The sequence below is a fragment of the Pseudomonas sp. D4002 genome (genome assembly GCF_013385665.1).
Taxonomy (GTDB): Bacteria; Pseudomonadota; Gammaproteobacteria; order Pseudomonadales; family Pseudomonadaceae; genus Aquipseudomonas.
Genome location: NZ_JACAPN010000025.1, coordinates 104,139 through 123,910, shown reverse-complemented (window position 1 = coordinate 123,910; position 19,772 = coordinate 104,139). Strand labels below are relative to the sequence as shown.

Below are 19,772 nucleotides of genomic sequence, written 5' to 3'. Positions count from 1 at the left end.
ATTTGTGATCACATATTGGAGCCATAAGAACGACAACACAGGTTTTGACTCATGACAGATGGCCCGCTTCTCCTTCCCACCTTGCGCCAGGTGTCCCGCGATACCTTGCAAGACCAGGTCTATCGCCAGATCCGCGAAGCCTTGATGAGTGGTCGTTTCCAGCCCGGCCAGAAACTCACCATCCGCGGCCTCGCCGAAGCCCTCGGCTCCAGCCCCATGCCAGTGCGCGAAGCCCTCCAGCGCCTCAGCGCCGAAAACGCCTTTGAAGTCACCGAAACCTCTCGTCTGCGGGTACGCATGATGACGGTCGAACGCCTGCGGGAAATCCGCGATGCGCGGGTCGCCCTGGAAGGTTTGCTGGCAGAAAAGGCCGTATTGCTCCTGGAAAAAGCCGACCTCGACGAAATCTCCGACCTCTGCCAACAGATGCAACAGGCCGCCGACGAAGTCGACGTTTCCCGCTACCTGTGGACCAACTTCGCCTTTCACCGTCGGATCTATGCCGTCGCCCAGGCCGAATTGACCATGGCCGCCGTGGAAAACTTCTGGCTGCACATGGGCCCGTGTTTTGCCCTGGTCGCCCCCGATAAAGCTCACTTGCAACGCTCGATGGAGGCGCATACGCGCATCGTCGAAGCCCTGGCCGCCCGCGATGGTGCCGGTGCCCGCGCGGCCGTGACCGATGACATCATGCAGGCCGCCGATTCCCTGGCGCGCCTGCTCGTCAAGAACGACCGTTCGCGGTCGTCTGTTTCAGGAGGTAAACGTGCATGAGTGTCCTACAGCGGCTGCAGCCCTATCCTGGGTTACGTGTGTTGATTTCCGGCGGGGCTGCCGGCATCGGTGAAGTGTTGGCGGCGGCCTATCTGGAGGCGGGTGCCAAGGTGCATGTGTGTGATGTCAGCGAAGCGGCCCTGGCGGCGTTTCGCGACAAGTACCCGGGCACTGTCGCCACCCGTGCCGACGTGAGCGATGCCGCGCAGATCGAGGCGGTGTTCCAGGTGCAGCGCGAGCAATTCGGCGGGCTGGATGTGCTGGTCAACAACGCCGGGATTGCCGGGCCCACCGGCGGCATCGACGCCATCAGCGATGCCGAGTGGCAAGCCACGATCAATATCAACCTGACGGCGCAATACCGCTTTGCCCACCACGCGGTGCCGATGCTCAAGGAATCGTCCCACGGCCATCTGCTGCATATCGCCTCGGTCGCCGGGCGCCTCGGCTACGCCTGGCGCACGCCGTATGCGGCGACCAAATGGGCCATCGTCGGCCTGATGAAATCCCTGGCCTCGGAGCTGGGTGAAAGCGACATCCGCGTCAACGCCTTGCTGCCCGGCATCGTTGAAGGCCCGCGCATGGACGGCGTGATCCGCGCCCGTGCCGAACAGGTCGGTGTGCCGGAAGCCGAGATGCGCCAGGAATACCTGAACAAGATCTCCCTCAAGCGCATGGTCACCGCCGAAGACGTCGCGGCCATGGCCTTGTTTCTCTGCTCGCCTGCCGCCCGCAATGTCACCGGCCAGGCGATCAGTGTCGACGGTAACGTCGAGTACCTGTAGGCCGCGTCAGCGTTAAGCCAGGGAAGAACACACAAGTTACACCCGGTATTTTTTTCATAAGAATAAAAGTCGGAGAATCGTCATGTCCAAAAATCGTCCTGTGATCATCACCTGCGCCGTCACCGGTGCCATCCATACGCCGTCGATGTCGCCGCATTTGCCGATCACCGCGCAGGAAATTGCCGACGCCGCCATCGGTGCCGCCGAAGCCGGCGCCGCCATTGTCCACCTGCATGCCCGTGATCCCATCGATGGCCGTCCCAGCCAGGACCCCGCGCTGTTCGCCGAATTCCTGCCGCACATCAAGGCCGCCAGCGACGTGGTGATCAATATCACCACCGGCGGCGCACCGACCATGGGCGTCGAAGAACGCCTGCAACCGGTGATGCAGTTCAAGCCGGAACTGGCCTCGCTGAACATGGGCTCGATGAACTTCGGCCTGTACGAAATGCTCAACCGCTTCACCGAGTTCAAGCATGACTGGGAGCGTCCGTACCTGGAAGAAAGCGACGACCGGATCTTTCGCAATACCTTCCGCGACATTACCCACATCCTCAATTCCTGCGCCGAGAACCGCACCCGTTTTGAAATCGAGTGCTACGACATCGGCCACCTGTACACCGCCGCCCATTTCCTGGAGCGCGGCCTGCTGAAACCACCGTTGTTTATCCAGTCGGTATTCGGTTTGCGCGGTGGCATCGGCGGGCACCCGGAAGACCTGGCCCATATGCGCCGCACCGCCGACCGCCTGTTTGGCGACGACTACGTGTGGTCGATCCTCGGCGCCGGCCGTGGGCAGATTCCGCTGGCCACCATGGGCCTGTCCATGGGCAGCAACGCCCGGGTCGGCCTGGAGGATTCGCTGTGGGATGGCCCGGGCAAACTGGCCGCGTCCAACGCCGACCAGGTACGGCGCATTCGCACAGTGATCGAAGCCCTCGGCCATCAGGTCGCCACGCCGGATGAAGCGCGGGAAATCCTCGGGCTCAAGGGGCGTGACCAGGTCAATTTCTAAGTGATAAACCGGCCGCGTCACGGCGCGGCCATGCCCATCCCGCACAACAACAAAAAAGGGGATAACACCATGCGTATCGAAGTGCTTGTGGACGTGAAGACCACCCTGGGCGAAGGCCCGGTGTGGGACGTCGAACAACAACGGTTGTACTGGATCGACAGCGCCGACGGCCGGATCCTGCGCTGCACCGAGGATGGGCGCGAATTGCGCGCCTGGGATGTGGGCCAGAAAATCGGCTCCATGGCCCTGCGCCATAGCGGCGAGCAAGCCATCGTCGCCCTGCAAAACGGCGTGCACCTCCTCGACCTCAACAGCGGCGAACTGGCCCTGGTGATCGACCCGGAACCCGCACTGCCCAACAACCGCCTCAACGACGGCAAGGTCGACCGCCAGGGGCGCTTTGTCTTCGGCTCCATGGACACCCTCGAAGACAGCGCCAGCGCCAAACTCTACCGCCTCGACGCGGACCTGAGCCTGCACACCCTGGACGAAGGCATCATCGTGTCCAACGGTCCGTGCTGGAGCCCGGCGGGCGATACGTTCTACTTTTGCGACACTTGGTCCGGCGAGATCTGGGCCTATGACTACGACCCAGCCAGCGGCGCGGTGAGCAATCGACGCACCTTCGCCAAGGTCGATACCAGCGGCGGTGGCGCTGCCGACGGCTGCACCGTGGATGCCGAAGGCTGCCTGTGGCAGGCGCTGGTCTATGCCGGAAAACTGGTGCGCTACACGCCCGACGGCCAGGTCGACCGGATCATCCAGATGCCGGTGAAAAAGGTCACCAGCCTGACCTTTGGCGGGCCGAACCTGGACACCCTGTTTGTCACCTCCATGGCCAAGCCACCGTTGCCGCGTTTCCCGGCCGACGGTCAGCAGCGCGGGGCGCTTTTTGCGATCACCGGGCTGGGCGTGCAAGGAATAGCCGAGCGACGGTTCGCCAGCTAGCGCGTTTTTTTCAACAAGGCACTTTCCTTTCGCAACCTTGTGTCAGTGCGCGCCCTCGCGCGCCTGGAGAAACCCATGGCAACCTTGAAAAAAGCCTCGCTGCGCAGTATTCACCGGCACTCCTGGGTGTCGCTGCTGGTGTGCTGGATGATCTGGATCCTCAACGCCTACGACCGTGAGATCGTGCTGCGCCTGGGGCCGACCATCTCCAAGCATTTCGATTTGTCGGCCGACCAGTGGGGCACGATGGCCACGGTGATCATGCTGGCCCTGGCCCTGCTGGATATTCCCGGCTCGATGTGGAGTGACCGCTACGGCGGTGGCTGGAAACGTGCGCGGTTCCAGGTGCCGCTGGTGCTGGGCTACACGGCTATTTCGTTCCTCTCCGGGTTCAAGGCCCTGAGCGGCAACCTCGCGACCTTTATCGCGCTGCGGGTTGGCGTCAACCTCGGCGCAGGCTGGGGCGAGCCGGTGGGCGTGAGCAACACCGCCGAATGGTGGCCGGTGGAGCGTCGTGGTTTTGCCCTTGGCGCGCACCACACCGGTTACCCGATCGGCGCCATGCTCAGTGGCATCGTCGCCAGCTTTGTCATCAGCACCTTCGGTGAAGACAACTGGCGCTACGTGTTCTTCTTCGCGTTTGTGGTGGCGTTGCCGCTGATGATTTTCTGGGCGCGGTATTCCACCGCCGAACGCATCACCGCGCTGTACGTCGACATCGCCGCCAAGGGCATGACCCCGCCGGACAACGCACCGGCCAGCCAAGTGAAGGGCCACGCCTGGCGCACGTTTATCGCCACGTTGCGCAACCGCAATATCGCCCTGACGGCGGGTAATACGATGCTGACCCAAGTCGTGTACATGGGCGTCAACATCGTGCTGCCGGCCTACCTGTACAACATTGCCGGGCTGTCCCTGGCCGAGTCGGCGGGGATGAGCGTGGTGTTCACCTTGACCGGGATTCTCGGGCAACTGGTGTGGCCGTCGCTGTCGGACATCATTGGCCGGCGCGTCACCCTGATCATCTGCGGGGTGTGGATGGCCGCCAGTGTCGGTGCGTTCTACTTCGCCAACACCCTGACCCTGATCATCGTCGTGCAACTGCTGTTCGGCCTGGTGGCCAACGCGGTGTGGCCGATCTACTACGCGGTGGCCTGCGACTCGGCCGAGCCGTCGGCGACCTCCACCGCCAACGGCATCATCACCACCGCGATGTTTATCGGTGGCGGCCTGGCGCCGGTGCTGATGGGCAGCCTGATTGCCATGGGCGGCGGCTGGACCACCTTGCACGGCTACACGGTGTGCTTCTTCGTGATGGCCGGCTGTGCCCTGGGCGGGGCGCTGCTGCAACTGTTTTCCCATCGCCCGCCGGCGCTGGTTGCGCAACTCGAACCCTAGAACAACACCGATGCGTCCCCCAGCCGTTGCGCTGGCGGGGCGCCAAGAGGAATTGCCCGATGAAGACTGCCAACACCGCCCGTGAACCACGGGAGTTGAACAAACTGATGTTCGTCAAGCTGATGCCCTTGCTGATCATCGCCTACGTGCTGAGTTTCCTGGACCGCACCAACATCGCCTTGGCCAAGCACCACCTGGACGTTGACCTGGGAATTTCAGCAGCGGCCTATGGCCTGGGCGCCGGGCTGTTTTTCCTGACCTATGCGCTGTCGGAAATCCCCAGCAACCTGATCATGCACAAGGTCGGCGCGCGGTTCTGGATCGCCCGGATCATGGTGACCTGGGGCCTGATTTCGGCGGCCATGGCGTTCGTCCAGGGTGAGACCTCGTTCTATATCCTGCGCCTGCTGCTGGGCATTGCCGAAGCCGGCCTGTTTCCCGGGGTGATGCTGTACCTCACCTACTGGTTCAACCGCGAGCAACGGGCGCGGGCTACCGGGTATTTCCTGCTCGGCGTGTGTTTTGCCAACATCATCGGTGGCCCGGTGGGCGCGGCGTTGATGCGCATGGACGGGCTGCTCGGCTGGCACGGCTGGCAGTGGATGTTCCTGCTCGAAGGGCTGCCGGCAGTCGCGTTTGCCTGGGTGGTGTGGTGCAAGTTGCCGGACCGTCCGAGCAAGGCGCCATGGCTCTCGGCCGCAGAGGCGCGCGGGATTGAACAGCGCATCGCGATGGAGACCGAAGAGGGCGCAGGCGAGGGCGGGCATTCCCTGAAGAACTGGCTGACACCGCAGATCCTGCTGGCGATCTTTGTGTATTTTTGCCATCAGATCACCATCTACACCGTGATCTTTTTCCTGCCGAGCATCATCAGCAAATACGGTGAATTGAGCACCATGAGCGTCGGCTTGCTGACCTCATTGCCGTGGATTGCCGCAGCGGCCGGCGCTGTGCTGCTGCCGCGCTTTGCGACCACGCCCACCCGTGCCCGGCGGCTGTTGATTACCGGTTTGCTGACCATGGCGTTGGGGCTGGGGATTGCCTCGGTGTCGGGGCCGGTGTTCAGCCTGCTGGGCTTTTGTCTGTCGGCGGTGATGTTCTTTGTGGTGCAGTCGATCATCTTTCTCTACCCGGCCTCGCGCCTCAAGGGCGTGGCGCTGGCGGGCGGGCTGGGCTTCGTCAATGCCTGCGGATTGCTCGGCGGGTTTGTCGGGCCGTCGGTGATGGGCGCGATCGAGATGAGCACCGGCAATGCCACGAATGGCTTGAAAGTGATTGCCGTGGTGCTGGTGGTGGCCGCGTTGGCCGCCTTGCGTTTGCGTCAGGGGCAGGAGCAGGAGCCCGGTCACACCAGCAACGAGGTAGGAAACCCCGAAGCCAGCACCAGGTAAGCCACGACTGCCGCCAGGCACAAACCGACAAATACCCGTAACAGTGTCCTGGCGGTGGGATGAGCGATGAATTTGATGGCCCAGAGCAAAATCCCGGCAACCAGGACGCTCAAGGCAGAAATGACCAGCACGATGGTGTTCTCGCAAGCCTTGGAAGCTGCTTTATAGTCCCAAAGGCCCGTGTTGAACAGTGTGCGCATAGACGCAGGGCCCCGGGTGTTTCTAAACTGCGACTTATCCAGGGCAGTGGGGCGGTCGCCGATGAATCGCAATGAATTACGCAAGGCCGACATCAATTTGATGGTGGTCTTTGAAACCTTGATGCTCGAACGCAACGTGACCCGGGTGGCGGAGAAGCTGTTTCTCGGGCAACCCACCATCAGTTCGGCCCTCAACCGCCTGCGTACGTTGTTCAATGACCCGCTGTTCATTCGTGTCGGCCATCGGATGGAACCTACCGCGCGGGCCGAGGAAATCATCAAGCACCTGTCGCCGGCCCTCGACTCCTTGTCGTCGGCCCTGAGCCTGACCCACGATTTCGACCCGTCCATCAGCACCATGACCTTTCGCATCGGCCTGTCCGATGACGTCGAGTTCGGCCTGCTGCCGCCGCTGCTGCGGGCCTTGCGCCAGGAAGCGCCGCAGGTGGTGTTCGTGGTGCAGCATGTGGATTACTGGCGCATCCCGGACCTGCTGGGTTCCGGGGATATCACCGTCGGCATCACCCAGACCCGCGGCCTGCCGGCCAATGCCAAGCGCAAATTATTGCGGCATATCCGCCCGTGCCTGCTGCGGGCGGATGCCTCGGACAAACCCCTGACCCTCGACGAATATTGCGCACGGCCCCATGTGCTGGTGTCCCACACCGCCAACGTGTCCGGGTTTGCCGATGAGTGGCTGGCGGAAATCGGTCGCAAGCGCCACGTGGTGCTCTCGGTGCCGCAATACAGCGCATTGCCGGCGCTGCTCGCCGGCACCGACATGATCGCCAGCCTGCCGGATTACACCGCCCAGGCCATGGCCGCCGGAGGCAATCTGTTCTGTGAACCGTTCCCGTTCGAAACCCCGACCCTGGACTTGTCGATGGTCTGGCTCAGCCACGTTGACACCGATCCGGCGGAGCGCTGGATGCGTTCGCGGCTGGAGGCGTTCATGAGCGAGCGGGACATGCTGCCGGTGGTCGCACCCAAATCTTGAGATAAAACCTTCAGGGAGATCCAGGCATGTCCCCATCCCGTTCCTTGCTGCGTGGGCGCGGCAGTCATGACAGCGGCAAGGTTGGCATGGTCGAGCTGTTTTTCGACCTGGTGTTCGTGTTTGCCGTGACCCAGTTGTCCCATTCGCTGCTCGCCCACTTGTCCATCGGCGGTGCCGTGCAGGTGGCGTTGATGATGGTCGCGGTGTGGTGGGTGTGGATCTTCACTTCGTGGGTCACCAACTGGCTGGACCCGGAAAAAATCCCGATCCGCATCGGCCTGTTCGGGTTGATGGTGGCGGGCCTGTTGCTGTCCTCGTCGATCCCCAAGGCGTTTACCGATCGCGGGCTGTTGTTCGCCGGCGCCTATGTGTTCATGCAGGTAGGACGCACGCTGTTTGCGTTGTGGGCGGTGCGCGGCGAGTCGCTGAACATGACCCGCAATTTCCAGCGGATCCTGGCGTGGATGCTGTTTTCCGGGGTGTTCTGGATCACCGGTGCGCTGCTCGAAGGCGAGCAGCGCCTGGCCTTCTGGGCCCTGGCGCTGTTGATCGAGTTGATTTCCCCGTCGGTGTATTTCTGGGTGCCCGGGCTTGGGCCCTCGACGCTTGCGGACTGGAATGTGGAAGGCAACCACATGGCCGAACGCTGCGGCCTGTTTGTGATCATCGCCCTCGGTGAGTCGTTGCTGGTGACCGGCGCGACCTTCGCCGAACTGCCCTGGAGCGTGGACGGGCTGGCGGCATTCCTGGTGGCAGTGGTGGGCAGCATCGCCCTGTGGTGGATCTATTTCGACAGCGGCGCCGAGCGCGCCCACCATCGCATTGCCAGCTCTGCCGACCCGGGCCGTCAGGCGCGGATCGCCTACACCTACCTGCATGTATTGATCGTCGCCGGGATTATCGTCAGCGCCGTGGCCGACGAACTGGTGCTGGTGCATCCGGGGCATGCCAGCCAGGCGGGCGTGGTGGCGATCATCGCCGGCCCGTGGTTGTTCCTGCTGGGCAGTGCGCTGTTCAAGTGGGTGATGAGCGACCGGCCGTTGCCACCGTTTTCGCACCTGGGCGGCTTGCTGATGTTACTGGTGTTGCTGCCGCTGGGATTGCAGCAGGTGTTTTCGGCGTTGGTACTGGGGGCGTTGACGTCGGCGGTGTTGGTGATCGTGGCGATCTGGGAAAATCGCTCGCTGCACAGCCTGACCGAAGTTTCACACTGAAAGCGGTCTGATTCCGCCCGGCCCCGTGCTATATGTATGACTCTTTTCCTACAACAACTCGGAGCCTTTCATGCCGCATCTGCATCTGGAATACACCGCCAATCTCACAGAGCTGGCCGTTGAGAAAACCTTGTTGCGGCTCAACAACGTGCTGATGGCGTCCGGGCAGTTCGGTTCCGAGTTCGATATCAAAAGCCGCGCGCTGAAGGTGGAGACATTCCAGGTTGGCACGTCCATCAGCCCGCGCGCTTTTATCGCGGTCAAGCTGTCGCTGCTTAGCGGGCGTTCACCGCAGGTCAAGAAGCAATTGTCGGAAAGCCTGTTGGCGGCGCTGCAGGACCTGGGCGATTGGCCTGCAGACCTGCAGGTGCAGCTCAGTGTCTTGCTGGTCGATATGGATCGCGAGTCCTACAGCAAAGTCACCATCGGCTGACGGGCAATACTCTGAGGCGAGGGAGCTTGCTCCCGCTGGACCGGGCTGGCGCTCCAGTGCGAAGCGCTCCCAAAATTCTTGGGGCCGCTACGCAGCCCAGCGGGAGCAAGCTCCCTCGCCACAGGGGGTCATAATAATCCCTGATCCGCACACACCTTCACCACCTGCTCCCTGAACCACGTGTTGGCGCTGTCCTGCGCGCTGTGTTCATTCCACTGCATATCCAGGGTAAACCCCGGCAAACCGTTCGGCGCTTCGCAATGGCCGAACACGGTCGTGTCTGCCAGCAGCTTCAGCACTCGACGGGGCAAGGTGACGATAAAGTCAGTGCCGGTGATCATCTTCAGCGCCGCGCTGTAGCTGTTGGCGCGGGCGATCACCTGGCGTTTGTGGGACTGGCGCGCCAGCCAGCCGTCGATCATGTTGGTGTCGGAACTCCAGGGCGTGGGGAACACATGGCGCCGGGCGACGAAGGATTGCAGGCTGAACGCCGGTTCCCGGGGCGCCGAGTGTTTGTCGAACACGCACACCAGGTCGTCCTCCAGCAGCATCTGGGTCTTGATGTCCTTGTGCTCGCGATGAAAGTGCGGCCCGAAGCAAATCACCAGGTCCAGACGCCCGTCGCGCAAGGCGTCGGCCGGGACCTCGGTTTCGAGCTTCTGCACGTTGACGATCACCGGCAGGTCGGCGCGGTCGAAGTTTTTCAGCAGGCGCGGCAGGATCAACTGTTCGAAGTATTCGGGGGCGCAGACGTTGAAGGTCACAGCCTTCTGGGTGGGGTCGAACGTTTGGCTGCCGGCATGGCACAGGTTGATGCTTTCGAGGATTTTCTGCACATGCCCGTACATGGTGGCGGCTTTGTACGTAGGACGCATGCCCGCCCGGGTGTTGATAAACAACTCGTCTTCGAAGCTGGTGCGCAGCTTCTTCAGGCTGTAGCTCACGGTGGACTGGCTGACGAACAGGGTTTCGGAAACCTCGGTGACGCTGCTTTGGTCGTAAACAGCGACAAACACCATCAGGTCCTGCATATCGAGCTTTCTAAGCAAGTTGCTGTTTAGCATCCGTTCCGTCCGCAAGCGCTTTGTACCGAACTCGGTACAAGACAATACAAAATGTTAACGGAACGCTCGTACCAATAGAAAGCTCTGTCGGACCTTTCTCTGTTTGAGGTGGGACAAATAATGTTTACAACACGACCTCAGCGAATATGCCGCGCGTAATGCCGGGGATCGAAGCGCAGTACGATCAGCAGCATCACCACCACCACGGCCGTCAGTGACCACCAGGCCCACTCGAAGCTGCCCAGCTGGTCGCGGATCATCCCGGCAATCAACGGCGACAACCCGGCGATCAGGTAGCCGATGCCCTGCACAAAGGCCGTCAGGCCACCGGCGCGGCGCGGGTTGTCGAGGTGGTCGAGGGACAGGATCAGGCTCATCGGAAACAAGCCGCCAATCCCCAGGCCGAGCAAACACGCCCACAGCAGGCTCAGGTATTGCGGGCTCAGGATCAGCCCGCAGAAGCCGGCGATGATCAGCACCAGCAGCACCGCGACCACACCCCGCTTGTCCCTCCGGCGGTTGGCGATGGCCGGGGTAATCAGGCCGGAGACCACTTCCATGGCCGTCAAAAAGCCCAGCAACAGGCCGGCGTTCTGTTCACTCCAGCCTTGTTCCACGTAGTACGGCGCCAGCCAGGCCAGCACGCAGGTGTAGGACGCGGTACCGAGGCCGAAGAAAATCGCCAGCAACCAGGCCCGGCGATTGCCGAAGAATGACGCCTGCGGGCCTGCGCCGGCTTGCGGCAGCGGCGGCAGCACCGAGCGTTGGGCGTACCAGAACACCAGCGCCAATACCGCGAGAACCGCCCAGATGGCCAGGCCGATGCGCCAGCTGCCGGTTTGCACCTGGATAAACGGCGAGAACGAAGCGGCGAGGGCCGCGCCGCCCATGATCGCGGTGACGTACAGGCCCATGAACAGGGAAACGTTGTCGCTGAAGCGCGACTTGATCAAGGCTGGCATCAACGCCTGGATCATCGCGATGCCTACGCCGGCGGCGATGGCGCTGAGGATCAGCTCAACCGCCGAGTCCAGGAACAACCGGGAGACGGTGGCCAGGCCGATCACCACCAGCGACAGCACAATGCTGCGATGCTCGCCGAAGCGTTTGGCCACGCCCATGCCAAAAAACATCGCCAGGCCCATGGCCATGACGGGCAGCATGGTCAGCAGGGAGGCCGTGCTGAAACTCAGGGCCACATCGGCGCGAATCGACGACAACAACGGGCCGACGGCGGCCATTGACGGGCGCAGGTTGAGGGCAACCAGCACAACGCTGATCATCAGCCACACGGCGGTGGCGGGTTTTGCGCGGACGTTTTCCATGGGCGAGCCTTGAACTGACAAGGGCAGTATTAGGCCGGGCGTGGGGGAGGGCGGCAAATGAGAAAGTCGTTGGCGCTATTGAAAAAATGCATCTGCTGACACGGCACAAATCAACAGGTAGGAGCTGGCTTGCCTGCGATAGCGGTGGGTCAGGCAACACATCTGTGTCTGATAGACCGCAATCGCAGGCAAGCCAGCTCCCACAGGGAACAGTGGTGCTCTTGAGTGTTTCTACACCGCCCGGATCACATGCTTGATCTCCTGAAACGCCTGCAACCCCCACGGCCCCAGTTCCCGGCCAATACTGCTCTGCTTGTAACCACCCCACGCCGTTTGCGGGAAGATCACCTGCGGCGCATTGATCCACACCAAACCCACCTGCAAAGCATTGGCCACTCGCTCAGCCGCTTCCACGTTGCTGCTCAGCACGCTCGCGACCAGGCCAAACTCACTGTCATTGGCCAGCGCCACCGCCTCGGCCTCATTGGCAAAACTGCGCACGCACAGCACCGGGCCGAAGATCTCCTCGTTCCACAACGCGCTGTCCAACGGCACTTCAGTGAAGACCGTCGGGCGAATGAAATACCCATGAGGCAAATCCGCCGGGCGCCCGCCGCCACACAGCAGCTTCGCGCCGGCTTGCACGCCACGTTCGATATGCCCCAGCACCCGCTGGTACTGCGCACGGTTGACCAATGCGCCCATTTCCACGTCTTCGGCAAACGGGTCCGCCACGCGAATGCTCTCGGCCCTGGCCTGCAAGCGGGTGAGAAACTCGTCCGCCAGTTCGTCGGCCACCAACACCCGGCTGGTGGCGGAACACATCTGCCCGGCGTTGAAGAAACCACCGCCGCAGGCCAGTTCCACGGCCAGGTCGAGGTCGGCGTCCGCCAGCACCAGCAACGCGGATTTGCCGCCCAGTTCCAGGCTCACACCCTTCACCGTTTCGGCGGCGCGCTGCATCACCTGCACGCCCACGGCATTGCTGCCGGTGAAGGAAATTTTCGCGATCCGTGGGTCAGCCGCCATCGGCGCGCCCACCGCCAGGCCAGTGCCGCAGACCAGGTTGAACACACCGGCAGGCAAGCCCACCGAGGCGATGATCCGGGCCAGTTCCAGCTCTGCCAGCGGCGTCACTTCCGAAGGCTTGAGCACCACGCAGCAACCGGCCGCCAGCGCGGGGGCGAGTTTCCAGGCGGTGGTCACCATCGGGAAATTCCACGGCACAATCAGGCCGACCACGCCGCAGGCTTCACGGCGTACACGGGCGCTGAAATCCTCAGTGGGCAGTACCACCGGACGATCTTGGCTGGCGTCCATTTCGTCGGCCAGGTTCGCGTAATAGGCAAAGGTGGCGATCACGTCATCCACATCGATGCCGGCTTCAAACAGCGGCTTGCCGTTGTTGCTCGATTGCAGTTGCATCAGGTGTTCACGCTCTGCGCTCACACCCTCGGCGATCTTGCGCAACAGCGCGGCGCGGTCGCGGCCGGTGCTTTTCGACCAGTCCGGGAAGGCCGCGCTGGCGGCGCCGATGGCCTCAGTCACCGCGCCTGCATCACCCACGCTCACTTGGGCCAGGGTGGCCTCGGTGGCCGGGTTGATCACGTCCAGCACGTCATGGCCGGCACGCCACGCGCCATTGATAAACAGCCCATTCAATACCGCGCTCATACCGCCACCTCCTTCATCCAAAGCCCCTGGTCGATTTCAATCAGCGTCGGGCCCTGGCGATCAGTGGCGGCACGCAAGGCGCTGCGTAATTCCTCAACACCCTGGATGCGCTGGGCAGCAGCGCCGAGGGCCTTGGCCACGCCGATAAAGTCCGGGGTGTAGATGTCCACGCCCACCGGTTCGATGGCGCGGTTGACCATGTATTTCTTGATCTCCTCATAGCCCTGGTTATTCCACAGCAGCACGATCACCGGCGTGCGCGCTTCCACGGCGCTGGCCAGTTCCGGCAGGGTGAATTGCAGGCCGCCGTCGCCGATCAGGCACACCACCGGCGCACCGTTGCCGCGCCCCAGCCACGCACCGATGGCCGCCGGCAAGGCGTAGCCGAGGGTGCCGTAGCCGGTGGAGGAGTTGAACCAGCGGCGCGGTTGGTCGAGGTTCAGGGTCAGGTTGCCGGTGTACACCGGTTGGGTGGAGTCGCCCACCAGTACGGCGTCGGGCAGTTCGTCCAGGACGGTGTTGAGGAACAGGGTTTGCGCGCGGGTGGCGGCGTCCCAGGTGGGTTCCAGTTCGCTCCACAGGCGGGCGACGCGGTGGGCACCCCAGTTGCTGTCGCGGGCGGCCAGGGGTTTGTTGCCCAGCTCGGCAAGCAGTGCCTGCGCAGCGATTTGCGCGTCGGCTACCAGCGCGACTTGCGGCGGGTAATTGCGCACGGTCTGGTCGGAATCGATGTCGATGCGCAGCAGGGCGCCGGGAATGTCGAAGCCGCCGGCGAAGGTCACGTCGTAGTCGGTTTCCGCCAGCTCGGTGCCGATCGCCAGCACCACGTCTGCCTCGGCCACCAGCGCGCGGGTGGCGACCAGGGTTTGGGTCGAGCCGATCAGCAGCGGGTGGTTGGCGGCCAGCATGCCCTTGGCGTTGATGGTCAGCGCCACCGGCGCGCCGAGGGTTTCGGCCAGCTGCGTCAACTCGGGGGCTGCGTCGATGGCGCCACCACCGGCGAGAATCAGCGGGCGTTTTGCCGCCGCCAGCAACTGGCTCATCTGCTTGACCGCCGACGGCGCAGCGCCAGCGCGGGAAACGCTGACCGGTTCACTGCCGAGCAACGCGTCGGCGTTTTCCACCAGCACGTCCAGCGGGATTTCGATGTGCACCGGGCGCGGTCGTCCGGCCTGGAACAGCGCAAATGCCCGGGCCAGTACACCGGGCAACTCGGCCGCCGACATCAAGGTATGGGAGAACGCCGCCACGCCCGCGATCATCGCGTTCTGGTTCGGCAGCTCGTGCAGCTTGCCGCGCCCGCCGCCCAGCTGGCTGCGGGACTGCACGCTGGAGATCACCAGCATCGGGATCGAGTCGGCGTAGGCCTGGCCCATGGCGGTGGTGATGTTGGTCATGCCGGGGCCGGTGATGATGAAGCACACGCCGGGCTTGCCGCTGGTGCGCGCATAGCCGTCGGCCATGAAACCGGCGCCCTGTTCGTGGCGCGGGGTGACGTGGCGGATGCTCGAGCGCGCCAGGCCCCGGTAGAGTTCCACGGTGTGCACGCCGGGGATGCCAAACACCTGGTCCACGCCGTAGCCTTCCAGCAGGTTGACCAATACTTCGCCGCAGGTCGCCATTGTCGTCGCTCTTATTGTTGATAAAGGCCCGTATTGGAACGGCTGGCCCGTAGCGGCAACAATCGATAAAAAGTCATACTAGCCATGTCCTCACGTCATGGCTGCGCCCTTATGAAACGTCTTCCGCCGCTGCCGGCCCTGCACACCTTTTGGGTCACGGCCCAGTGCTGCAACTTCACCCGAGCCGCCGAGCAATTGCACATCACCCAGGGCGCGGTGAGCCGGCAGATCGCCGGGCTGGAAAGTCATCTGGGCTATGCGCTGTTCCAGCGCCAGGCTCGTGGCTTGAGCCTCACCGAAGAGGGCCGCGAATGGTCACTGCGGGCGCAGCAGGTGTTCGGCCTGATCGGCGAGGCGGTGGAGCAGATCGGCACCCGCCGCGAGACCTTGCAGCTCAAGGCCTCCACCTGCGTGATGCGCTGGCTGTTGCCGCGCCTGATGCAGTGGCAGCAGGAACGCCCGGATGTGCCGGTGGAGTTGACCACCACCGTGGCCTACACCGTCGACTTTCGCCGCGAGCAGTTCGATGCCGCGGTGATCTACGCGCCGATTGCCGAGCAGTCGGCCCAGGCCCGGCATCTGTTCGATGAGCGCCTGACACCGGTGTGCGCGCCGGCCTTGCTCGGTGGCTTGCACACGCCCGCCGATTTGCAGCAACAGGTGTTGTTGCACCCTACGCGGGATGAGCGCGATTGGGCGTTGTGGTTGAAAGCGGCGAATACACGCTTGAGCAATCTGGCCCAGGGGCATCATTTTGAAACCCTGGACCTGGCGATGACGGTGGCGTCCCAAGGCTCGGGCGTGGCAATTGGTGACAGTGCGCTGATTGGCGAGGACCTGAAGGCGGGGCGGTTGGCCACACCGTTTGAACTACGGGTGCCGACGGGGATGGGGTATTACCTGGTGTACCCGCCGGGCACTGAGCCCTCGGCGGGGTTGGAGCAGCTTATGGATTGGCTGGTGAGCCAGGCACAGTCGCCGTCACAATGAAGATCAAAATGTGGGAGCGGGCTTGCTCGCGAAGGCGCCGGGTCAGCCAATACATCTGTTGACTGACACACCGCATTCGCGAGCAAGCCCGCTCCCACATTTTTAGTGCGCGTCAGCCTTAGTAGCCGACGGTGAACCGCTGGCGTGAATGCTTCGGTGTTTCCACTTCATCAATCAGCGCAATCGCGAAGTCGGCAAAGCTGATCCAACTGCGGCCTTCACTGCTCACCAGCAATTCATCCCGGCCCAGGCGGAATGTGCCGGTGCGTGCGGTCTCCACGAACTCCGCCGAAGGTGACAGGAAGGTCCAGTCCAGGTCTTTTTCCTGGCGCAGGGTATCGAGGAAAACACTGCCGGCGTTGGCTTCGGCTTTGTATTCCTCGGGGAAGCCCGGGCTGTCGATCACTCGGCTGCCGCCCGGCAACAACAGCGAACCGGCACCGCCGACCACCAGCAGGCGCTTCACGCCGGCTTTTTTCACCGGGTTGATCACCGCTTCCGCAGGCAGGGTGGCGAAGTGCGCCGCGCTGATCACCACGTCGTTGCCGCGGATGGCCTGTTCCAGCGCCTGGGCATCCAGCGCATCGACTTGCTTGGCGGTGACACCAGGGCGCGCGCCGATCTTGTCGGTATTACGTGCGATGGCCGTGACGGTGTGCCCGCGACGCAGCGCTTCTTCCAGCAGTTGGCTACCGGCACGACCGGTGGCACCAATGATTGCGATCTTGCTCATGACGTTCTCCAGTACGGTTAAGGGTTGAATCAACTCACCACTGCATTTCGCCCTTGGCGACTTTGGCGCCCAGTTCCAGGGTGCTCTCGTCACCCAGGTTCGGGTAACGCTTTTGCATCGCCGCAATCAGGGCGGCGGAGTCCTTGGCCTTGGCGGTTTCTTCGTCAAAGGCCTTGATGTAGTCGGCGGTGAACGCCACGGATTTGAGCGACGGCGTGCCCAGGTAGTGACCCGGAATCACGGTGCGCGGTTTCAAGTCCTGGATACGTTGCAGGGTAGCCAGCCAATCGGTGTGGGACTTCGCGGTCTGCGTATCGGCCATCCACACATGAATGTTTTCCGCGACGACTACACCACCGACCACCGCCTTGATCGACGGGATCCACACAAAGGTGCGGTCCGGTTGTGCGCCGTCGAGGCCGATCACCTCCAACTGCTTGCCTTCGAGGGTCAGGCTGTGGCCCTCAAGCACCTGGGGAATGACGGCTTTGCCAGGCTTGTCCGCGCCCAGTTTCGGGCCCCAGAACGCCAGTTTGTGTTCAACGGTGGCCTTGATATGGTCCACCACCGGCTGCGGTGCCAGGACTTTGGCCTGGGGGAAGGCGGCGGTCAGGGTATCGAGGCCGAAGTAGTAGTCCGGGTCGCCGTGGCTGATGTAGATGGTCGTCAGGCGCTTGCCGCTGGCGCGGATTTTTTGCACCAGTTGCTCGGCCTGGGTCTTGCCGAATTGGGCGTCCACCAGGATCGCATCTTTGTCGCCGCTGACCAGTACCGAGGTGACCGGCATCATCGCGGTCTCGCCCGGGTTGTAGGCGTCCAGAGTCAAGTCGGCCGCCATGGCGTGCGCGGCGAAGGCCAGGGAGGCGGCGGCCAGGGCCACGCGCTTGAGCGGGGAGAATCCAAACATGTGCAGCTCCAGTCATCGGTAAGGTGTGGACAGAGCTTAGTTGCACCAAACGCTACAAAAAATGCGATGCTTGGACATAGTTTGTTTCTAAAAGCGGGCAAATCATGGATCGTCTTCAAGCAATGCGGGTGTTTGTCGCGGTGGTGGACTTGGGCAGCCAGTCGGCGGCAGCCGACCATCTGGACCTGTCGCGCCCGGTGGTGTCGCGCTACCTGGCGGAGCTGGAAGACTGGGTCGGCGCGCGCCTGATGCACCGCACCACCCGCAAGCTCAGCCTGACCGCCGCCGGCAGCGAAACCCTGCCCCGTTGCCGGCAGATGCTGGAGTTGTGCAGCGACATGCAGGCCGCCGTCAGCGAACCCGACGAAGCGCCTCGCGGCCTGCTGCGCCTGAGTGTCAGCACCTCGTTCGGCCAGGCACAGCTGGCCGATGCCATGGCCGAATACGTCAAGCGCTACCCGCTGGTCAACATCGATATGCAGATGCTTGATCGCACGGTGAACCTGGTGGATGAGCGCATCGACCTGGCGATCCGCACCAGCTTCGAACTGGACCCCAACCTGATCGCCCGCCGCCTCACGCTGTGCCGTTCGGTGATCTGCGCATCGCCCGCTTACCTGTTGGAGCATCCGCAACCGCGGCAGGTACAGGACCTGGCCCGGCACAATTGCCTGACCCACTCCTACTTCGGCAAAAGCCTGTGGCACTTCATGGAGAACGGCGAGCCGGTGTCGGTGCCGGTGCAGGGCAATATCAGTGCGAATGAGGCGAGCACCTTATTGCGGGTGACGCTGGCGGGGGCCGGGGTGTCGCGGCTGCCGAGTTATCAGGCGGGCGACTACATCCGCAGTGGCGAGTTGATCCGCTTGTTGCCCGAGGCCGAGCCGCAGCAGATGAACATCTACGCGGTGTACGCCTCGCGCAAGCATATGCCGGCGGCGCTTCGCAGCCTGCTGGATTTCCTGGTATTGAGGTTTCCGGAAGAGCCGGTGTGGGACGTCGGTCTCTAAGCCGACATAAACAGGTTGAATGTCGCCCGATAATGGCGACTTGCCCCAGCTGACCTATGCTTATCAAAGCACCTTCTTGATCGGATCAGAGGTCAGCATCATGTCGATCAAAACAAGAAAGTACCTGATGATTTTCACCCTGTGCGCCGCCGCCACCGCGCTCTATGGCACTGCCGCCTACCGCGTCGAACAGACCCGCATGCAGCCGGGCTTCGCCTCCAGCTGCAATCACGGTCAATGCGTGGGCCACATGGCCGCTTTCAGTTCGCTTCGCTAGCGTCCTGGTCGGCTTTCAACTGCTCCCGAAACGCCTTCGGGGAGAACCCGACGCGTCGGCGAAACAGCCGTGAGAAGTTGGTCGGGTCGGAAAAGCCCAACACCTCCGACATTTCATTGATGGTCATGCTGGTGTAGGTCAGCAGGCGCTTGGCTTCCAGCAACTGGCGGTCGTGCATGATCTGCAACGCAGGCTGCCCGCCCAACTCCCGACACGTACCGTTCAGGTGTGAGACCGAGATCCCGAGCTTGTGGGCCAGGTCTTCGATTTTTGGGTGCTCGCGATAATGTTGCTCTACCAGCTGGGTGAACCGGCGGAAGTATTCGCGGCCCCGCGGTGCCCGTGGATGGCGGCGCTGGATGGCCTGGCGGCTGATCCACACCAGCAGCACGCTGACCAGGGCGTGCATCATCATGTCCCGCGCCGGTTGGTCGCTGGCGTACTCCTCCTGCAGGCGCGCAAACAGGCTGTTGAGGTAGTCACTGTCGTTACCGGCAGGGTAGCTGCCCAAGGCGTTCAGGCCATCCAGCGCAGCCCCCAGTTGCCCCTGCAAATGCGCCATCAGCGGCGCGGCCAGGGTGACCACAAACCCCTCGACGTCTTCGGAAAAGCGAAAGCCATGCACGCATAACGGCGGCAGCACCTGCAGCGTCGATTCATTCAGGGTGCTGCGCTGCCCCTCGATCTCCAGTTGTGCCTGGCCTTTGTGCACGTAAAGCAACTGGCACAGGTCCGCATGCCGGTGGGGCTGGATTTCCCACTGGTACTCACGGCTGCGCCGGGAGATGGTTTCACAGTGCAACAAATCCGGGGTCGGCCATTGCTGGCTCTCACCGTAGAGTTTGAACACTGGAATCGCGGCACTGGCAGTTTTGGTCATGGCTTCATCCGATACTTCGGGAGAGTTGTGCGGTAATCGCCCCAATTGGCGAAAAGCGCAGCTTTGGGCTCAGTTTTCACCTTCTTATGCCGGGCACTCAAGTGAAAAATGCCAGCAACACCTTCAATGACAACT

At 62.8% G+C, this 19,772-nt stretch carries 20 protein-coding genes; 12 read left to right on the top strand and 8 right to left on the bottom strand.

The genetic code is table 11. The features are described 5' to 3' along the window. The first annotated feature begins 51 nt into the window (after positions 1-51). From HX824_RS19700 to HX824_RS19675, 6 genes are all read left to right on the top strand, one after another. Positions 52-774, top strand: a complete 723-nt coding sequence (locus tag HX824_RS19700) for a GntR family transcriptional regulator (RefSeq protein WP_003211913.1) — start codon at positions 52-54, stop codon at positions 772-774. Further along, complete coding sequence (locus HX824_RS19695) at positions 771-1,559, top strand: SDR family oxidoreductase (RefSeq protein WP_087692590.1); 789 nt, start codon at positions 771-773, stop codon at positions 1,557-1,559. Before HX824_RS19700 ends, HX824_RS19695 begins: the two co-directional genes overlap by 4 nt. Positions 1,560-1,641: 82 nt before the next feature. Next, positions 1,642-2,574, top strand: a complete 933-nt coding sequence (locus tag HX824_RS19690) for a 3-keto-5-aminohexanoate cleavage protein (protein WP_008437904.1) — start codon at positions 1,642-1,644, stop codon at positions 2,572-2,574. A gap of 69 nt (positions 2,575-2,643) precedes the next feature. Continuing rightward, positions 2,644-3,522 (top strand): SMP-30/gluconolactonase/LRE family protein, encoded by an 879-nt coding sequence (locus HX824_RS19685; protein ID WP_003211906.1) that lies wholly within the window; start codon positions 2,644-2,646, stop codon positions 3,520-3,522. Between the two features lie 75 nt (positions 3,523-3,597). Beyond that, entirely contained in the window at positions 3,598-4,920 is a 1,323-nt protein-coding gene (locus HX824_RS19680) for an MFS transporter (RefSeq protein WP_003211904.1), read from the top strand. 59 nt (positions 4,921-4,979) lie between these two features. Beyond that, positions 4,980-6,311, top strand: coding sequence for an MFS transporter (locus HX824_RS19675; protein ID WP_102604245.1), 1,332 nt, complete (start codon positions 4,980-4,982; stop codon positions 6,309-6,311). Here the strand turns inward: HX824_RS19675 and HX824_RS19670 are convergent. After that, complete coding sequence (locus HX824_RS19670) at positions 6,266-6,511, bottom strand: hypothetical protein (protein WP_023659101.1); 246 nt, start codon at positions 6,509-6,511, stop codon at positions 6,266-6,268. The genes HX824_RS19675 and HX824_RS19670 overlap by 46 nt on opposite strands. A gap of 61 nt (positions 6,512-6,572) precedes the next feature. On the opposite strand from HX824_RS19670, the gene HX824_RS19665 reads away from it, so the two are divergent. From HX824_RS19665 to HX824_RS19655, 3 genes are all read left to right on the top strand, one after another. Beyond that, on the top strand, positions 6,573-7,508 hold the full coding sequence (locus HX824_RS19665; RefSeq protein WP_003211897.1) for a LysR substrate-binding domain-containing protein: 936 nt from the start codon (positions 6,573-6,575) through the stop codon (positions 7,506-7,508). Between the two features lie 26 nt (positions 7,509-7,534). Next, a complete protein-coding gene (locus tag HX824_RS19660) occupies positions 7,535-8,722 on the top strand; it encodes a low temperature requirement protein A (RefSeq protein WP_177050409.1) in 1,188 nt (395 codons plus the stop codon). 70 nt (positions 8,723-8,792) lie between these two features. Further along, positions 8,793-9,155: a 5-carboxymethyl-2-hydroxymuconate Delta-isomerase gene (locus tag HX824_RS19655; RefSeq protein WP_102368307.1), complete on the top strand. Its 363-nt coding sequence runs from the start codon at positions 8,793-8,795 to the stop codon at positions 9,153-9,155. A gap of 128 nt (positions 9,156-9,283) precedes the next feature. Here the strand turns inward: HX824_RS19655 and HX824_RS19650 are convergent, their stop codons facing one another. From HX824_RS19650 to HX824_RS19635, 4 genes are all read right to left on the bottom strand, one after another. Continuing rightward, positions 9,284-10,219 carry a LysR family transcriptional regulator gene (locus HX824_RS19650; protein WP_023659100.1) on the bottom strand — a complete coding sequence of 312 codons (936 nt, stop codon included), beginning with the start codon at positions 10,217-10,219 and terminating at the stop codon, positions 9,284-9,286. Positions 10,220-10,356: 137 nt separating this feature from the next. After that, on the bottom strand, positions 10,357-11,544 hold the full coding sequence (locus tag HX824_RS19645; RefSeq protein ID WP_177054957.1) for a cyanate transporter: 1,188 nt from the start codon (positions 11,542-11,544) through the stop codon (positions 10,357-10,359). A 231-nt stretch (positions 11,545-11,775) separates the two neighbouring features. Then, positions 11,776-13,218: an aldehyde dehydrogenase family protein gene (locus tag HX824_RS19640; protein ID WP_177054956.1), complete on the bottom strand. Its 1,443-nt coding sequence runs from the start codon at positions 13,216-13,218 to the stop codon at positions 11,776-11,778. Beyond that, the gene (locus HX824_RS19635; RefSeq protein WP_177054955.1) at positions 13,215-14,840 is read right to left on the bottom strand and encodes a 5-guanidino-2-oxopentanoate decarboxylase; all 1,626 of its coding nucleotides are present in this window, start codon (positions 14,838-14,840) and stop codon (positions 13,215-13,217) included. The genes HX824_RS19640 and HX824_RS19635 overlap by 4 nt, the downstream gene beginning before the upstream one ends. 111 nt (positions 14,841-14,951) lie before the next feature. Here HX824_RS19635 and HX824_RS19630 point away from each other — a divergent pair, with 111 nt between their 5' ends. Then, positions 14,952-15,830 carry a LysR substrate-binding domain-containing protein gene (locus tag HX824_RS19630; RefSeq protein ID WP_008437911.1) on the top strand — a complete coding sequence of 293 codons (879 nt, stop codon included), beginning with the start codon at positions 14,952-14,954 and terminating at the stop codon, positions 15,828-15,830. A 118-nt stretch (positions 15,831-15,948) separates the two neighbouring features. Here the strand turns inward: HX824_RS19630 and HX824_RS19625 are convergent, their stop codons facing one another. Beyond that, positions 15,949-16,563: an NAD(P)-dependent oxidoreductase gene (locus HX824_RS19625; protein ID WP_177054954.1), complete on the bottom strand. Its 615-nt coding sequence runs from the start codon at positions 16,561-16,563 to the stop codon at positions 15,949-15,951. 34 nt (positions 16,564-16,597) lie between these two features. Beyond that, positions 16,598-17,470, bottom strand: a complete 873-nt coding sequence (locus HX824_RS19620; protein WP_102368312.1) for an MBL fold metallo-hydrolase — start codon at positions 17,468-17,470, stop codon at positions 16,598-16,600. A gap of 104 nt (positions 17,471-17,574) precedes the next feature. Between HX824_RS19620 and HX824_RS19615 the strand changes: the two genes are divergently transcribed. Both HX824_RS19615 and HX824_RS19610 read left to right on the top strand, forming a co-directional pair. After that, positions 17,575-18,480, top strand: coding sequence for a LysR family transcriptional regulator (locus HX824_RS19615; protein WP_003210653.1), 906 nt, complete (start codon positions 17,575-17,577; stop codon positions 18,478-18,480). A 100-nt stretch (positions 18,481-18,580) separates the two neighbouring features. Beyond that, complete coding sequence (locus HX824_RS19610) at positions 18,581-18,757, top strand: hypothetical protein (protein ID WP_162835184.1); 177 nt, start codon at positions 18,581-18,583, stop codon at positions 18,755-18,757. Here HX824_RS19610 and HX824_RS19605 read toward each other — a convergent pair. After that, a complete protein-coding gene (locus tag HX824_RS19605; protein WP_003210655.1) occupies positions 18,741-19,637 on the bottom strand; it encodes a helix-turn-helix domain-containing protein in 897 nt (298 codons plus the stop codon). The two genes, HX824_RS19610 and HX824_RS19605, sit on opposite strands and share 17 nt — an antisense overlap. Positions 19,638-19,772: the final 135 nt, after the last annotated feature.

Coding starts and splice junctions, on each gene's coding strand:
- HX824_RS19700 (WP_003211913.1), top strand. CDS start 52: ATGACAGATGGCCCGCTTCTCCTTCCCACCTTGCGCCAGGTGTCCCGC.
- HX824_RS19695 (WP_087692590.1), top strand. CDS start 771: ATGAGTGTCCTACAGCGGCTGCAGCCCTATCCTGGGTTACGTGTGTTG.
- HX824_RS19690 (WP_008437904.1), top strand. CDS start 1,642: ATGTCCAAAAATCGTCCTGTGATCATCACCTGCGCCGTCACCGGTGCC.
- HX824_RS19685 (WP_003211906.1), top strand. CDS start 2,644: ATGCGTATCGAAGTGCTTGTGGACGTGAAGACCACCCTGGGCGAAGGC.
- HX824_RS19680 (WP_003211904.1), top strand. CDS start 3,598: ATGGCAACCTTGAAAAAAGCCTCGCTGCGCAGTATTCACCGGCACTCC.
- HX824_RS19675 (WP_102604245.1), top strand. CDS start 4,980: ATGAAGACTGCCAACACCGCCCGTGAACCACGGGAGTTGAACAAACTG.
- HX824_RS19670 (WP_023659101.1), bottom strand. CDS start 6,511: ATGCGCACACTGTTCAACACGGGCCTTTGGGACTATAAAGCAGCTTCC.
- HX824_RS19665 (WP_003211897.1), top strand. CDS start 6,573: ATGAATCGCAATGAATTACGCAAGGCCGACATCAATTTGATGGTGGTC.
- HX824_RS19660 (WP_177050409.1), top strand. CDS start 7,535: ATGTCCCCATCCCGTTCCTTGCTGCGTGGGCGCGGCAGTCATGACAGC.
- HX824_RS19655 (WP_102368307.1), top strand. CDS start 8,793: ATGCCGCATCTGCATCTGGAATACACCGCCAATCTCACAGAGCTGGCC.
- HX824_RS19650 (WP_023659100.1), bottom strand. CDS start 10,219: ATGCTAAACAGCAACTTGCTTAGAAAGCTCGATATGCAGGACCTGATG.
- HX824_RS19645 (WP_177054957.1), bottom strand. CDS start 11,544: ATGGAAAACGTCCGCGCAAAACCCGCCACCGCCGTGTGGCTGATGATC.
- HX824_RS19640 (WP_177054956.1), bottom strand. CDS start 13,218: ATGAGCGCGGTATTGAATGGGCTGTTTATCAATGGCGCGTGGCGTGCC.
- HX824_RS19635 (WP_177054955.1), bottom strand. CDS start 14,840: ATGGCGACCTGCGGCGAAGTATTGGTCAACCTGCTGGAAGGCTACGGC.
- HX824_RS19630 (WP_008437911.1), top strand. CDS start 14,952: ATGAAACGTCTTCCGCCGCTGCCGGCCCTGCACACCTTTTGGGTCACG.
- HX824_RS19625 (WP_177054954.1), bottom strand. CDS start 16,563: ATGAGCAAGATCGCAATCATTGGTGCCACCGGTCGTGCCGGTAGCCAA.
- HX824_RS19620 (WP_102368312.1), bottom strand. CDS start 17,470: ATGTTTGGATTCTCCCCGCTCAAGCGCGTGGCCCTGGCCGCCGCCTCC.
- HX824_RS19615 (WP_003210653.1), top strand. CDS start 17,575: ATGGATCGTCTTCAAGCAATGCGGGTGTTTGTCGCGGTGGTGGACTTG.
- HX824_RS19610 (WP_162835184.1), top strand. CDS start 18,581: ATGTCGATCAAAACAAGAAAGTACCTGATGATTTTCACCCTGTGCGCC.
- HX824_RS19605 (WP_003210655.1), bottom strand. CDS start 19,637: ATGACCAAAACTGCCAGTGCCGCGATTCCAGTGTTCAAACTCTACGGT.